The organism is Rhodococcus sp. P14, from assembly GCF_000256505.1.
GTDB classification, from domain to species: Bacteria; Actinomycetota; Actinomycetes; order Mycobacteriales; family Mycobacteriaceae; genus Rhodococcus; species Rhodococcus ruber.
The window spans coordinates 1-14661 of sequence record NZ_AJFC01000187.1; the positions used below are offsets into that span (position 1 = coordinate 1).

11 protein-coding genes and 3 pseudogenes are annotated in these 14661 nt (G+C 71.3%); 10 read left to right on the forward strand and 4 right to left on the reverse strand.

Features of this window, described 5'->3' with window-relative positions:
* The 7 genes and pseudogenes from OEY_RS30505 to dnaE form a co-directional block, all read left to right on the forward strand.
* Positions 1 to 134 (forward strand): annotated as a pseudogene (locus OEY_RS30505) (RluA family pseudouridine synthase); the annotation flags it as partial.
* 11 nt (positions 135 to 145) lie between these two features.
* Positions 146 to 775, forward strand: coding sequence for a hypothetical protein (locus OEY_RS0113590; RefSeq protein WP_010594405.1), 630 nt, complete (start codon positions 146 to 148; stop codon positions 773 to 775).
* A 46-nt stretch (positions 776 to 821) separates the two neighbouring features.
* Complete coding sequence (locus tag OEY_RS0113595; protein WP_010594406.1) at positions 822 to 2600, forward strand: DUF2207 domain-containing protein; 1779 nt, start codon at positions 822 to 824, stop codon at positions 2598 to 2600.
* A gap of 65 nt (positions 2601 to 2665) precedes the next feature.
* On the forward strand, positions 2666 to 3229 hold the full coding sequence (locus OEY_RS0113600; protein WP_010594407.1) for a LemA family protein: 564 nt from the start codon (positions 2666 to 2668) through the stop codon (positions 3227 to 3229).
* A gap of 46 nt (positions 3230 to 3275) precedes the next feature.
* Positions 3276 to 3998 (forward strand): annotated as a pseudogene (gene rarD, locus OEY_RS28450) (EamA family transporter RarD); the annotation flags it as partial.
* Between the two features lie 5 nt (positions 3999 to 4003).
* Positions 4004 to 4354 (forward strand): annotated as a pseudogene (locus OEY_RS28455) (EamA family transporter); the annotation flags it as partial.
* A gap of 101 nt (positions 4355 to 4455) precedes the next feature.
* Entirely contained in the window at positions 4456 to 7992 is a 3537-nt protein-coding gene (gene dnaE, locus OEY_RS0113610; RefSeq protein WP_010594408.1) for a DNA polymerase III subunit alpha, read from the forward strand.
* 22 nt (positions 7993 to 8014) lie between these two features.
* On the opposite strand, the gene OEY_RS0113615 is transcribed toward dnaE, so the two are convergent.
* Entirely contained in the window at positions 8015 to 8239 is a 225-nt protein-coding gene (locus OEY_RS0113615; RefSeq protein ID WP_010594409.1) for a hypothetical protein, read from the reverse strand.
* 159 nt (positions 8240 to 8398) lie between these two features.
* Between OEY_RS0113615 and OEY_RS0113620 the strand changes: the two genes are divergently transcribed.
* Positions 8399 to 8833, forward strand: a complete 435-nt coding sequence (locus OEY_RS0113620) for a nitroreductase family deazaflavin-dependent oxidoreductase (protein WP_010594410.1) — start codon at positions 8399 to 8401, stop codon at positions 8831 to 8833.
* Positions 8834 to 8948: 115 nt separating this feature from the next.
* Positions 8949 to 10271: a threonine ammonia-lyase IlvA gene (gene ilvA / locus OEY_RS0113625; protein WP_010594411.1), complete on the forward strand. Its 1323-nt coding sequence runs from the start codon at positions 8949 to 8951 to the stop codon at positions 10269 to 10271.
* Positions 10272 to 10328: 57 nt separating this feature from the next.
* Here ilvA and OEY_RS0113630 read toward each other — a convergent pair whose 3' ends face one another.
* Together OEY_RS0113630 and OEY_RS0113635 are read right to left on the reverse strand one after the other, a co-directional pair.
* Complete coding sequence (locus OEY_RS0113630; protein ID WP_010594412.1) at positions 10329 to 10592, reverse strand: hypothetical protein; 264 nt, start codon at positions 10590 to 10592, stop codon at positions 10329 to 10331.
* An 80-nt stretch (positions 10593 to 10672) separates the two neighbouring features.
* On the reverse strand, positions 10673 to 11209 hold the full coding sequence (locus tag OEY_RS0113635) for a TetR/AcrR family transcriptional regulator (RefSeq protein ID WP_010594413.1): 537 nt from the start codon (positions 11207 to 11209) through the stop codon (positions 10673 to 10675).
* Positions 11210 to 11304: 95 nt separating this feature from the next.
* On the opposite strand from OEY_RS0113635, the gene OEY_RS0113640 reads away from it, so the two are divergent.
* Positions 11305 to 12828, forward strand: coding sequence for an MFS transporter (locus OEY_RS0113640; protein WP_010594414.1), 1524 nt, complete (start codon positions 11305 to 11307; stop codon positions 12826 to 12828).
* Between the two features lie 4 nt (positions 12829 to 12832).
* Here OEY_RS0113640 and treZ read toward each other — a convergent pair whose 3' ends face one another.
* Complete coding sequence (treZ, locus tag OEY_RS0113645) at positions 12833 to 14578, reverse strand: malto-oligosyltrehalose trehalohydrolase (protein ID WP_010594415.1); 1746 nt, start codon at positions 14576 to 14578, stop codon at positions 12833 to 12835.
* Positions 14579 to 14661: the final 83 nt, after the last annotated feature.

Genomic DNA, 14661 nt, shown 5'->3' on the forward strand with positions numbered 1-14661 from the left:
TCGGTCTCGAACGCCAGTGGCTGCACGCCCGCTCTCTCGGGTTCGCGCACCCGGCCGACGGACGCTGGGTCGAGATCACCAGCAAGTACCCGGCCGACCTCGAGCACGCGCTCGCCGTGCTGCGCAGCGCCTGACCGTGCGGCGCGTGTCCCTGCCCTGGGTGGCGACGGCGGCACTGCTGCTGGCGGTGCTCGCGGCCGGACTGCTCACCCCGCCCCGGCCGGCGACGGTGCGCACCGACACGCTCGGTCCGGACCACGGCGAGGCGGTCGCCGGGTACCTCGCGCGCGCCCAGGCGAGCGTCGAGTCCGCCACCGGCGAACCGCGGTGGGCACTGGTCTCCTTCACTGCGCCGGTGCCGGTCGAGCAGGCGGCGGCGCTGCCGGGAGACCCCCGCATCGCGCAGGTGCTGTTCCGCGTCCCGATCGAGCGGGTGCAGACCCCGCTGGTCGCGGTCGACGTGCCCGAGCACCCGGAGGCGCTGCGGCGTGCGCCTGCCGTCGCGGCCGGCCGACTGCGCCAGGCGGCCGGCGCCGACCGGGCCGCGCGTGTCGCCGCGGTCTCGGCCGATCGCCTCGCGGACGGGTGCGCCTGCGTCGTCGGCGTCGTGGTGCGCGTCGCGCCGGCGGCGGCGACCGAGCTCGCCGCCGCCCCCGGCGTCCGCGCCGTCGAACTGCTGCCGCCGGACGCCGTCGCGGGGGCGTTCTCGGTGAACCCGCTGCTGCCCGAGCACGTCGACGTCGTCGCTCCGGGACCGGACGACGGCGAGCCCTGAGCCCGGTCGGCGGGACAGGCGCGTCGCCACTGGGTACGGTGACGCCGTGGCACGGGTTCTGGGGTACCTCGTGGTGGCGCTGCTCGCCGCGGCCGGTCTGCTGTGGCCGCTGCTCGCCGGGCTCGACACCGGCGAGGCCTCCGAGGCGGCGGATCCGGCGCGGATCACGAACTACAGCGTCGACTACGCCGTCGACGCCGACGGCGGCCTCACCGCCACCGAAACCGTCACGGTCGACTTTCCGGCCGACCGGCACGGCATCTTCCGGTACTGGGACGTCACCACGGGCGCCGACCCGCACGTGCGCCACATCCCCGAGATCGTCTCCGTCGAACGTGACGGCGAGCCCGAACCGTACGAGACGAGCTGGGAGCAGGGCCGCCGACTCGTCGTCGCGAAGATCGGCGACCCCGACGTGTACCTGGAGCCGGGCACCCACACCTATCGCCTCGCGTACACCACGGAGGGGGTCCTCGACCCGCCGGGCGCGGCCGCCGGCACGTTCGACACGGCCGCCGGGATGGCGGCCCCGGTCGGATCGGTCTTCCACTGGAGCGTGGTACCCGGCGGGTGGGAGATGGCCGTCGACCGTGCCGACATCACGGTGCGGCTGCCCGCGGCGTCGGGCGTGGTCGAATGTGCGGCGCCGGGGGCGACCTGCGTCCTCGGCGGGGCCGGCACCGACACCGTGTCCGTCGGCGTGACCGGGCTCGCACCCCGCACCGCGGTGAACGTGCGCATCGGGCTCGGGCTCGACGCCCCGGCCCGGAGCACGGTGCCCTGGTCGGTCGCCTGGGATCCGATCGTCGGCCGGTCGGCGCCGATCGTGGCCCTGGTCGCGGCGTCGAGTCTCCTCGCGTTCGCCGCCGCCGCACGATGGGCCTGGACGGCCCGCGAACCCGAGCCGGGGTTGCCGGTGCTGTACGCGCCGCCGGACGGTTTCGGACCGGTGCAGACCGTCTACGTCGCCTCCGAACGCCCCGGACCTGCACCGCTCGCGGCCACGCTGCTGTACGCCGCAGAGGAGGGGCTGGTCGAGTTGCGTCCCGCCGGGACCGGCAAGAAGTCGGACGTGTGGGAGGTCCGGGGCGTCGCCTCCGCGGACACGTGGGCGGCGACCGATCCGGTGACCCGGGCGGTCGGCGACGCGCTGCAGATCTCGTACCCGGGGGCGGTGCTGCGGGCCGACGGCTCGAAGTCGGCGGGGGAACGGCTGTCGAAGGCGACGACGGAGCTGGCGTCCCAGTGCCGGATCTGGGCCCGCAACGAGGGTCTGGTGGCCCCGTCCACGCGCGAGCGCCTCGGTAAGGCGGCGGTGGTGCTGGCGCTGGTGCTCGCGGTGGCCGGGTTCGCCGTGCCGGTGTGGCCGAGCATGTGGGGCCTGCCGGCGGCGGCGTTCGTGTTCGGGGGCTGGGAACTGCTGCGCCCGGAGGCGGGGACCCGGCGCACCGCGAAGGGCCGCGAGCTGTGGTCGCGTGCCGGCGGGTTCCGGCGCATGCTCGTGACCCCGTCGAGCGAGGACCGCTACCGGTTCTCGGCGGAACAGGACCTCTACACCCGCTACATTCCGCACGCGGTCGCCTTCGGCGTGGCCGAGAAGTGGGCGGAGAAGTACCGCACGGTCACCGGGGCGGAGCCACCGGTGCCGGCGTGGTACCCGTATCCGGTCGGAGTGCACGGATTCGCTTCCGGGGCAGGAGGATTCGACAGTTTCGAGTCGGCCCTGTCGTCGTCGATCGGCGCGTACACCGCGTCCCAGTCCTCGTCGTCGGGCGGTGGTGGCGGCGGCGGTGGTGGTGGCGGCGGGGGCGGCGGCTCCTGGTGACCGAGTGGTGAACGAGGCACCGGCGCGCCCGCACCGGTGCCGGGCAGCGGAAGGAGGGCGGTCCCATGGTGACCGCAGTCGTGATCGTCGTCGTGCTGGTGGTGGTGCTCGTCGCCGTGTTCGTGGTCGGGTTCAACCGGCTGCGCCGCGCCGACGTGCTGGCCCAGGAGGCCCTGGGCGGCATCGACGTGCAACTGAGCCGGCGCGCCGACCTGGTGCCGAATCTCGTGTCGACGGTGCGAGGCTACGCGGCGCACGAGAAGAGCGTGTTCGAGGAGGTCACCGCCGCGCGCACCGCCACGTCGCGGGCCGCCTCCGGCGGCACGGTGGCGGAGAAGGCCCAGGCCGACGCGCGCCTCGAGAAGGCGATGTTCGACGTGCTCGCCGTCGCCGAGAACTACCCGGACCTCAAGGCCTCGGCCAACTTCCTGGACCTGCAGCGTCAGCTGGGGGAGACCGAGGACCAGCTCGCCTTCGCCCGCCAGTACTACAACGACGCCGCAGGCCGGCTCAACACGTCGCTGAAGACCATCCCGTGGATGTTCTTCGCAGGGCCGGCAGGGGTGCGCGAGCGCGAGTTCTACACCGCCCCGGCGGGCACGGAACTGCCGCCGACCGTGTCGTTCTGATCGCCCCGGCGCGCTCCGGAGCATCCGCCCGCCCTACCGTTGACTGGTGAGCAGCACCGCATCCCGCCCCGACACCGGCATCCTGTTCGGACTCGGCGCCTACCTGACGTGGGGGATGTTCCCCGCGTTCTTCGGCCTGCTCGAACCCGCCGGAGCCGTGGAGATCCTCGCCCACCGGGTGCTGTGGACGCTGCTGGCGATGCTGCTGCTGCTCGCCGTCCTCGGCCGGCTCGGCTCGCTGCGGGGACTGGGGGTGCGGGTGTGGGCGCTGGTCGCGGCGGCCTCCGCGGCCATCGCCGTCAACTGGGGCACCTACATCTACGGCGTGGTCTCGGGTCGGGTGGTCGAAACCGCACTGGGCTACTTCGTCAACCCGCTGGTCAGCGTGCTGTTCGGGGTGCTGTTCTTCCGGGAGCGGCTGCGCCGCGCGCAGATCGCGGCGCTGCTCGTGGCGACCGCCGCGGTGGCGGTGATCACCGTGGACTACGGGCGGCCGCCGATCATCGCGCTCACCCTCGCGTTCTCGTTCGCCCTGTACGGGGTGATCAAGAAGATCGTGCCGCTCGACCCGCGCACCTCGCTGACGGGGGAGGGCGTCGTCGCCGTGCCCTTCGCGGCGGGCTACCTGATCTTCCTCGCCGTCACCGGCACCGGCACGTTCCTCGGTCACGGCGCCGGGCACTCGCTGCTGCTCGTGTCGGCCGGGCTCGTCACGGCGCTGCCCCTGCTGCTGTTCGGTGCGGCCGCCCAGCGGGTTCCCCTGGTCACCCGGCGGGCTACCTGATCTTCCTCGCCGTCACCGGCACCGGCACGTTCCTCGGTCACGGCGCCGGGCACTCGCTGCTGCTCGTGTCGGCCGGGCTCGTCACGGCGCTGCCCCTGCTGCTGTTCGGTGCGGCCGCCCAGCGGGTTCCCCTGGTCACCCTCGGCATGCTGCAGTACCTGACGCCGAGCCTGCAGATGGCGTGGGGTGTGCTGGTCCTGCACGAGGACATGCCCGCCTCCCGCTGGATCGGGTTCGGGCTGATCTGGATCGCGCTCGCGATCTTCACCGCCGACGCCGTGGCCCGGGGTCGCCGGGCTCGCGGGACGCTCGAGCCGGTCCCCTCGAGTGCACCGCAGTAACACCGGTCACGACACGCCGTCCGGGCCGGTGTGGCGGTCCGATCCCGTCGCCGCGGGGGCCTACACTCGGGATGCTCACAGACCTTCCGGGAGAGGCACGCGTGGCTGACTCGTTCGTTCATCTGCACAACCACACCGAGTATTCGATGCTCGACGGAGCCGCGAAGGTCGGTCCCCTGTTCAAGGAGGCCGAGCGGCTGGGGATGACGGCGGTCGGGATGACCGACCACGGGAACATGTACGGCGCCAGCGAGTTCTACAACGTCGCCGAGAAGCAGGGCATCAAGCCGATCATCGGCATCGAGGCCTACATCGCGCCCGAGTCGCGGTTCAGCACCAAGCGCGTGCAGTGGGGCGACCCGAGCCAGAAATCCGACGACGTCTCCGGCTCGGGCTCGTACACGCACATGACGATGGTCGCCGAGAACGCCACCGGGCTGCGCAACCTGTTCAAGCTGTCGTCGCTCGCGTCGATCGAGGGGCAGCTCGGCAAGTGGGCCCGCATGGACGAGGATCTCATCGCCCACCACGCCGAGGGCATCATCGCCACCACCGGTTGCCCGTCCGGGGAGATCCAGACCAGGCTGCGTCTGGGCCACGAGCGCGAAGCGCTCGAGGCGGCCGCGAAGTGGCAGGAGATCTGGGGCAAGGACAACTTCTTCCTCGAACTCATGGACCACGGCCTGTCCATCGAGCGTCGGGTCCGTGAGGGCCTGCTCGACATCGGCCGCAAGCTCGACATCCCGCCGCTGGCGACCAACGACTGCCACTACGTCACCAAGGACGCCGCCGAGAACCACGAGGCGCTGCTGTGCATCCAGACCGGCAAGACGCTCTCGGATCCGACCCGCTTCAAGTTCGACGGTGACGGCTACTACCTGAAGTCCGCCGCGGAGATGCGGGCGCTGTGGGACGACGAGGTGCCGGGCGCGTGCGACAACACGCTCCTGATCGCCGAGCGGGTCCAGCCCTACAAGGAGGTGTGGACCCACCGGGACCGGATGCCGATCTTCCCCGTCCCCGAGGGGCACACGCAGGCGACGTGGCTGCGCGAGGAGGTTCTGCGCGGGCTCGACCGGCGATTCCCGGACGGCGTGCCGCAGGAGTACCTCACCCGCGCCGAGTACGAGATCGGCGTCATCAACGAGATGGGCTTCCCCGCCTACTTCCTCGTCGTCGGTGACCTGATCAGCCACGCTCGCGAGGTCGGCATCCGCGTCGGCCCCGGCCGCGGTTCGGCCGCGGGCTCCCTCGTCGCCTACGCGATGGGCATCACGAACATCGACCCGATCCCGCACGGTCTGCTGTTCGAGCGGTTCCTCAACCCCGAGCGCGTGTCCATGCCCGACATCGACATCGACTTCGACGATCGCCGCCGCGGTGAGATGGTGCGCTACGCCACCGACCGGTGGGGGGCCGACCGCGTGGCCCAGGTGATCACCTTCGGCACCATCAAGACCAAGGCCGCGATCAAGGATTCGGCCCGCGTGCAGTTCGGCCAGCCCGGATTCGCCATCGCCGATCAGATCACCAAGGCGCTGCCGCCGCCGATCATGGCCAAGGACATCCCGGTCTCGGGCATCACCGATCCGAACCACGAGCGGTACAAGGAGGCCGCCGAGGTCCGGGCGCTGATCGAATCCAACCCGGACGTGAAGAAGATCTACGACACCGCGCTCGGCCTCGAGGGCCTGATCCGCAACGCGGGCGTCCACGCGTGCGCGGTGATCATGTCCTCCGAGCCGCTGATGGATGCGATCCCGCTGTGGAAGCGGGCGCAGGACGGCGCGATCATCACCGGTTGGGACTACCCGTCGTGCGAGGCCATCGGCCTGCTGAAGATGGACTTCCTCGGTCTGCGCAACCTCACCGTCATCGGCGACGCGATCGAGAACATCAAGAACAACCGCGGCATCGACCTCGACCTCGACACGCTGCCGCTCGAGGATCCGCCCACGTACGAACTACTGGCCCGCGGCGACACCCTCGGCGTGTTCCAGCTCGACGGCAGCGCGATGCGGGATCTGCTGCGCCGCATGCAGCCGACCGGGTTCGAGGACATCGTCGCCGTGCTCGCGCTGTACCGGCCCGGACCGATGGGCATGAACGCCCACAACGACTACGCCGACCGCAAGAACGGCCGGCAAGAGGTCAAGCCGATCCACCCCGAGCTCGAGGAACCGCTGAAGGACATCCTCGCCGACACCTACGGTCTGATCGTCTACCAGGAGCAGATCATGCAGATCGCTCAGAAGGTGGCCGGTTACTCGCTCGGACGAGCCGACATCCTGCGCCGCGCGATGGGCAAGAAGAAGGCCGAGGTCCTCGCCGCCGAGTTCGAGGGCTTCGAGGAGGGCATGCTCGCCAACGGTTTCTCCAAGCCGGCGATCAAGGCCCTGTGGGACACGATCCTGCCCTTCGCCGGGTACGCGTTCAACAAGTCGCATGCCGCCGGGTACGGCCTGGTCTCCTTCTGGACGGCCTACCTCAAGGCCAACTACCCGGCCGAGTACATGGCGGGCCTGCTCACGTCGGTCGGCGACGACAAGGACAAGGCCGCGGTCTACCTGTCCGACTGCCGCAAGATGGGGATCACGGTGCTGCCGCCGGACGTCAACGAGTCGCGGGTGGACTTCGCGTCGGTGGGGGAGGACATCCGATTCGGCCTCGGCGCGGTCCGCAATGTCGGCTCCAACGTCGTCGCGTCCATCATCCGCGCGCGGGAGGAGAAGGGCCGGTTCACCGACTTCTCCGACTACCTCAACAAGATCGACGCTCTCGCGTGCTCGAAGAAGGTCACCGAGTCGCTGATCAAGGCCGGCGGCTTCGACTCGCTCGGCCATCCCCGCAAGGGCCTGATGCTCGTGCACGCCGACGCGATCGACGCGGTGATGGGCACCAAGAAGGCCGAGGCGATCGGGCAGTTCGACCTGTTCGGCGGCGCGGATGCCGACGAGTCGGTGACCTCGGTGTTCAACGTGAAGATCCCCGAGGAGGAATGGGATACCAAGCACAAGCTCGCCCTCGAACGGGAGATGCTGGGACTGTACGTGTCCGGGCATCCGCTCAACGGCGTCGAGCACGTCCTCGCCCAGCAGGCCGACACCGCGATCCCGACCATCCTCGAAGGCGCGATCAAGGACGGCGCCCAGGTCACCGTGGGCGGCATCCTGGCCTCGGTGAACCGCCGCATCAACAAGAACGGCCTGACATGGGCGTCGGCTCAGCTCGAGGACCTCGCCGGCGGGATCGAGGTGCTGTTCTTCCCGCAGTCCTACTCCGTGTACGGCATGGACGTCGTCGAGGACTCCGTGGTGCTGGTCAAGGCCCGGGTGTCGGTCCGCGACGACCGGATCTCGTTGATCGCCAACGATCTTGCCGTGCCCGACCTGTCTCAGGTGGGGGTGGCCAAGCCGCTGTCGGTGTCGATGCCCACCCGGTTGTGCACCCCTGACAAGGTGGGTGCGCTCAAGAGCGTGCTCACCCGCCACCCGGGTACCTCGGATGTGCACGTGCGGTTGATCTCCGGCAGCAAGGTGACCGTGCTGAAGGTGGACGACAGCCTGCGGGTGGAGCCCTCGTCTGCGCTGATGGGGGATCTCAAAGCCCTGCTCGGGCCGGCCTGCCTGGCGACGTGACCGGCTCCCGGGACGGGGGCGGTCAGGGCTCGCGGCGGTAGTGCAGCAGGCGGGCCCACCACACGACGGTGGCGGTGCCGGCGGCGGCGAGCACGGCGGTCTGCGCGTCCGCGGTGATCGCGAACAGCGCCAGCAGCACCAGGACGGCCGCGACGAGCGCCTCGAGCTTGTACAGCGGCCATGCGGTTCCGGCCACGTCGACGGACGCGGGCCGGCGGCGGACGCGAGCGGGCGAATCCGTCGTCATCTCGACCTCCGTGCGCCTCGGGGAATCCGTTCACCAGGCTACTCGCAGACTTGTGTTCGGGCCACCGAACTTTGCCGATCGCGGGGGTGATGTCGGACCCGGGCGGACGGATCCGCCCGGTGCGCTGCGGCGGAGTGCGCGCCGGTGTTGACTGGAGCCATGCCTCTCACCGGAGAATACGAACCGAGTCCGTCCCAGTGGGCCGCCGATCAGGTGGCGCTGTACGAGGGTTCCGGCGGCACCGAGGGCACGACCCTCAACGGCCGGCCGGTGGTCGTGCTGACCAGCCGCGGAGCGAAGAGCGGCAAGCTCCGGAAGACCCCGCTGATGCGGGTCGAGCACGACGGGGTGTACGCGGTGGTCGCCTCGCTCGGTGGTGCCCCGACGCATCCGGTCTGGTACTTCAACGTCCGGGCGGATCCGCACGTCGAACTGCGTGACGGGCCGACGGTCCGGGACATGACCGCCCGCGAGGTCCACGGCAGGGAGAAGGACCTGTGGTGGCGGCGTGCGGTCGAGGCGTTCCCCGACTACGCCGAGTACCAGAAGAAGACGGATCGGGAGATCCCGGTCTTCGTCCTCGAGCCCCGGTAGCGCGCGGGGTCCGGCGGCCGCGGCAGCGGACGCAGTGGCGAAACCCGCATTGGGGGTTCCGGGTCGGTAGTGGCAGCATGGGTAGGTGACCACTACTTCGCGAACCGCTGATCCGATGCACCTGCCCGCCCTGAGCGTGGCCGACATCGAGGCCGCGGCGGAGCGAATTTCCGCGGTCGTCGCCCCCACACCGCTCGAGTACAGCGAGCGGCTCTCCGTCCTCACCGGGGCGAACGTCTATCTCAAGCGCGAGGATCTCACCCGCGTGCGCTCGTACAAGCTGCGCGGCGCCTACAACGTCATGGCGCAGCTCTCCCCGGCGGAACGCGAGGCGGGTGTGGTGACGGCCAGTGCCGGCAATCACGCACAGGGCGTGGCCTACTCGTGCCGGGCGATGGGGGTCCGGGGCCGGATCTACGTGCCCACCCGGACCCCTAAGCAGAAGCGGGACCGGATCCGCGCGCACGGCGGGGCGTTCGTCGAACTCATCCCGACGGGTGACACCTTCGACGCGGCCGCCGCGGCGGCCGCGGAGGACGTCGCGCGGACCGGCGCGACGATGGTCGCGCCGTTCGACGACGCCCGCACCGCGGCGGGTCAGGGCACCATCGCCCGGGAGATGCTCGATCAGCTGCCGGCGGCGCCGGACCTGGTGCTGGTTCCGGTCGGCGGCGGTGGCTGCCTGGCCGGCATCGCGGCGTACCTGCACGAGAAGTCGCCGCACACCTCGATCGTCGGGGTGGAACCGGCCGGGGCGGCGTCGATGACCGCTGCCCTCGTCGCGGGCGGGCCGGTGACCCTGCCGGAAGTGGATCCGTTCGTCGACGGAGCCGCCGTGAAACGGGTCGGCGACGTGCCGTACGCGGTCGTCTCCCGGCTCGGCCCCGAGATCGTCTCCCACGCGAACCTGCCGCTGGTCGCGGCGCTGCGCAACGACGGCCTGGGCACCGGGCCGTTCGGGATGACCCAGGTCGACGAGGGCGCCGTGTGCACGGCGATGCTCGACCTGTATCAGAACGAGGGCATCATCGCCGAGCCGGCGGGGGCGCTGTCCGTCGCCGCGCTCGAGGGGCTGACCGTCGCGCCGGGTGCGACGGTGGTGTGCCTGATCTCGGGGGGCAACAACGACGTCTCCCGCTACGGGGAGGTCATCGAGCGTTCTCTGGTGCACCGCGGTCTCAAGCACTACTTCCTGGTGGACTTCCCCCAGGAGCCCGGGGCGCTGCGACGGTTCCTCGACGAGGTGCTCGGTCCCGACGACGACATCACCCTGTTCGAGTACGTCAAGCGCAACAACCGGGAGTTCGGTGCGGCGCTGGTCGGCATCGAACTCGGCACGGCCGACGGTCTGGCGTCACTGCTGGCGCGGATGGACCTCTCGCCGATCGAGGCGCAGCGGCTCGAGCCGGGCTCGCCGGCCTACCGCTATCTCACCTGAGCCGGACGGGATCCCGGCGGGGGAGCGCCGTCCCCCGCCGCGGTCCGCGGCGGCCGCTCAGCGCCAGGGGGCGCAGACCAGCCAGGGGCCGAACCACCAGCACGGGGCCGGCGGACCCCACCGGTTCCGTTCCCAGCCGCGATCGTGGTCCCGGCGGTCGCGGTGGTCGCGGCGATCCCAGTCGTTGCGGTGATCGGTCTGCTCCCAAGTGATCCCGATCGGCGCCGGGGCGTCGGCGGGTGCCGCGGCCGCGACTCCGGCCGGGGCGAGAGTGAGGGTGGCGGCGAGGAGTGCGCCGACGGTGGCAGTCCGGAGTTTCATGGAAATACACCCCGAGAAGCGTGTGCGTGCAGGAAGATTCCCCGACTACTCTTGACCGTACTCGGGACGGTCGGCGACAATCAAGGGTTCTTCGTCCCCAGGAGCCGGGCGACGACGCGCCTGTGCAGTTCCGGGTCGGGCTTGGGCAGGCCGAGCATCGCGCCCAGGTAGATGCCGTCGCCGACGAGGCGCACGATCTCGGCGGTGACCGGGTCTTCGATCTCCGCGCGCAGCCCCTCGTCCCACGACCGCAGCACCTCGACGACCGCCCGGTGCACGTCGTCGTGCCGGCCGTCGGCGCTGCGCAGGGCGGCCACCGTGGACCGGAACAGGTCCATCTCCGCCGAGTCGCCGGTCTCGTCCGGGTCGGCAAGGTACCACTCCGCGACCGGGGTGCCGCCCGCGACGGCGTCGGCGAGTCGGGCGTCGCCGCGTTCGCCGAGGCGCCGCACCATGGCGGCGAGCATCGCCTCCTTGGTCGGGAAGTGGTACAGCAGACCGCCTTTCGATACCCCTGCGGCGGCCGCGACGCCCTCGAGCGTCACCTGGGCGACCCCCACGTCGACGAGGGTGCGTTCGAGGGCGTCGAGGATCCGGTCGCGTGTGTCGGAGGCCATGGCCCGATCCTACCGTCCGTTTCTGTACCGTCCGGACGGTAGGTGCTACCGTACTTTGTGTACCGGCTGGACGGTTCAGTGTGGAGGGACGAAGGATGACGAACACCGGGCAGATGCCGCCGGTCCACCCGGCGGACGCGGGAACCGGGCATGCGCAGGCCGGCGTGCGCACCTGGGCGGGCCTGGTGGTGCTCGCGGGTGCCGTGCTGCTGATCGCGGTCGATGCAACCGTTCTCGACCTCGCCCTGCCCTTCCTCAGCGCCGATCTGGCCCCGAGTGGGGTCCAGCTGCTGTGGATCATCGACGTGTATTCGTTCGCCGTGGCCGGTCTGCTGGTGACGATGGGCGTGCTCGGCGACCGCGTCGGCCGACGCCGGCTCCTGCTGATCGGTGCCGTCGGCTTCGCCGCGGCGTCGGTGCTCGCGGCGTGGGCGCCGAGTCCCGAGCTGCTGATCGTGGCGCGGGCACTACAGGGTGTCTCGGGCGCCACCCTCATGCCCGCCACCCTGGGACTCATCCGGCACATGTTCACCGATCCGCGGGAGCGGACCGTCGCCATCGGCGTGTGGGGCGCGATGGCCGGCGGCGGGGCCGCCGCCGGCCCGCTCGTCGGCGGCTGGCTGCTCGAGCACTTCTGGTGGGGGTCGGTGTTCCTGATCAACCTTCCGATCATGGCGGTCCTCGTGGTCGCCGCGCCGTTCCTCGTCCCGGAATCGCGGGATCCGCACCCGGGCCGCTTCGACCTGCCGGGAGCCGCCCTGTCCCTGCTGGCCGTGGTACCGATCGTCTACGCGGTCAAGGAGACCGCGCTGCACGGCCCCCGCGTCGCGGCGCTGGTCGCGCTGGGGGGTGGTCTGACGGCCGCCGTCGCGTTCGTTCGTCGCCAGCGGAGCGCGGCGGATCCGCTGCTCGACCTCACGCTGTTCCGGCACCGCGAGTTCTCGGCCGCCGTCGCGACCAATCTGCTGTCGATCTTCGCCCTCGCCGGGGTGTTGTTCTTCGGTTCCCAGTACCTGCAGCTGGTCCTCGGAGTCGGACCGCTGGAGGCGGGTCTGCTGATGCTCCCCGGCACCGCGACCAGCGCCCTGTCCGCACTCGGCGCGGCCTGGCTCGTGCGGCGCCTGCCGGTGGGAACCGTCCTGTCGGGTGCCCTGGCCGTCGCAGCCGTGGGCGCCGCCGTGCTCCTGGCGCTGGACACCGCGCACGGAGCCGGCGTGTTCGTCGCCGGTTTCGTCCTCATCGGCGTGGGCGTCGGCATCGCGCTGACCCTCACCACCGACCTGGTGGTCGGGGCCGCCCCGGCCGACCGGGCCGGCGCCGCGTCCGCGGTGTCGGAGACGGCCTACGAGCTCGGTGTCGCCCTCGGTGTCGCGGTCCTCGGCAGCGTCGTCACCGCCGTCTACCGGTCCCGGCTCGGCGTCCCGGGTGGGGACCACGAGTTCGATACCCTCGGCGGCGCCGTCGCCGCGGCCGGGCGCCTGCCGGCGGCCGAGGCGGAGATCCTCCTCGAGTCGGCGCGCTCCGCGTTCGTCGCCGGCACCCACGGTGCCGCGGCCGCCACCGCGGCGATTCTGGCGGCCACTGCCGTGCTCACCCTGCGGATGCTGCGCCCGCGATGACCCGTCAGGTCCGAGGTGCAGCGGCGGCGTCGAGAACGACGAACGAATGCCCCGGGACGAGGGTCGCGGAGGCGGTCCGGTTGACCACCACCGGCTCCCACCACACGAGGGGAGCCCCGCCGAAGGGCACGGTGACCGGGTCGGGTCCGAGGTTGCACGCCACGCGCAGGCTGCCGCGGTGCAGCACGATCCAGCGCTCGTCCTCGTCGTAGTCGACGTGCAGGTGCTCGAGCCACGGATCGGTCAGCTCGGCGCGTTCGCGGCGCAACGCCAGGAGCTGCCGGTAGCAGTTGAGCACCCGTGCGTGGGCGGGTTCGGTCCGTTCGGCCCAGTTCAGCGTCGACCGCCGGAACGTCTCCGGATCCTGCGGGTCGGGGACGTCCTGGGCGTCCCATCCGTGCTCGGAGAACTCGCGCCGACGTCCTTCGGCGGTGGCCCGGGCCAGCTCGGGTTCCGGGTGGGAGGTGAAGTACTGGAACGGTGAGCTCGCGTCCCACTCCTCGCCCATGAACAGCATGGGGGTGAACGGGGAGGTCAGCACCAGCGCGGCCTTGACGGCGAGCTGACCGGGGTCGAGGTAGTGGCCGGGCCGGTCGCCGACCGCCCGGTTGCCGACCTGGTCGTGGGTGCACGTGTAGGCCAGCAGGGAGCTCGCCGGGAGGCGCCCGGTGTCGAGCGGCCGCCCGTGGGTGCGCCCGCGGAAGCTCGAATAGGTGCCGGCGTGGAAGAACCCGTGCCGCAGGGTGCGGGCGAGGCAGTCGAGCGAACCGAAATCGCCGTAGTAGCCCTGCCGCTCCCCGGAGACGGCGGCGTGCACGGCGTGGTGGATGTCGTCGTCCCACTGCGCCTGCAGGCCGTAACCGCCGGCTGCGCGGGGCGAGATCATCTTCGGATCGTTCAGATCGCTCTCCGCGATCAGGCTGAGCGGACGGCCCAGATGCGCCGACATCCGGTACGTCGCGACGGCCAGCTCCTCGAGCAGATGCACGGCGGTGTGGTCGACGAGAGCGTGCACCGCGTCCAGGCGCAGCCCGTCGATGTGGAACTCCCGCATCCAGCGCAGGGCGTTGTCGAGGATGTAGCGGCGCACCTCGCCGGAGTCCGGACCGTCGAGGTTGACCGACGCACCCCAGGTGCCCTGCCCACCGGACAGGTACGGCCCGTAGCGGTCCAGGTAGTTGCCGGACGGTCCGAGATGGTTGTACACCACGTCCAGGATCACCCCGAGGCCGCGGGCGTGGGCGGCGTCGACGAAGCGCTGCAGGCCGTCCGGACCGCCGTAGGGCTCGTGCACCGCGTACCAGAGCACACCGTCGTAACCCCACCCGCGGGTGCCGTTGAAGGCGTTGACCGGCATGAGTTCGACCAGGTCGACACCGAGGTCGACGAGGTCGTCGAGCCGGGCGACGGCCGCGTCGAAGGTGCCCTCCTCGGTGAAGGTGCCCACGTGCAACTCGTACACCACCCCGCCGGCGAGTTGCCGGCCGGTCCACGACGTGTCGGTCCAGGCGCGCTCGTCGAGCGTGTGCAGCTGGGACAGCCCGTGCACCCCGTCCGGTTGCCGCGGGGAGCGCGGGTCGGGCAGCACGGTCTCGTCCTCGTCGAGGAGGAAGCCGTAACGGGCACCGGGGGAGGCGTCGACCTCGGTGCGCCACCACCCCTGGTCCTCCCGGCGCATGGGGTGAACGGTGCCGTCGACGTGGAGCCGGACGGATTGCGGGGTCGGAGCCCAGACCTCGAAGGTGTGCACCCGATCAGCATGCCCGCTCGCCGCTGCCGCTGCAGACCTCCGGAATCGGCTGCAGTTCCGATGCAACCGATGCTGATAAGCTG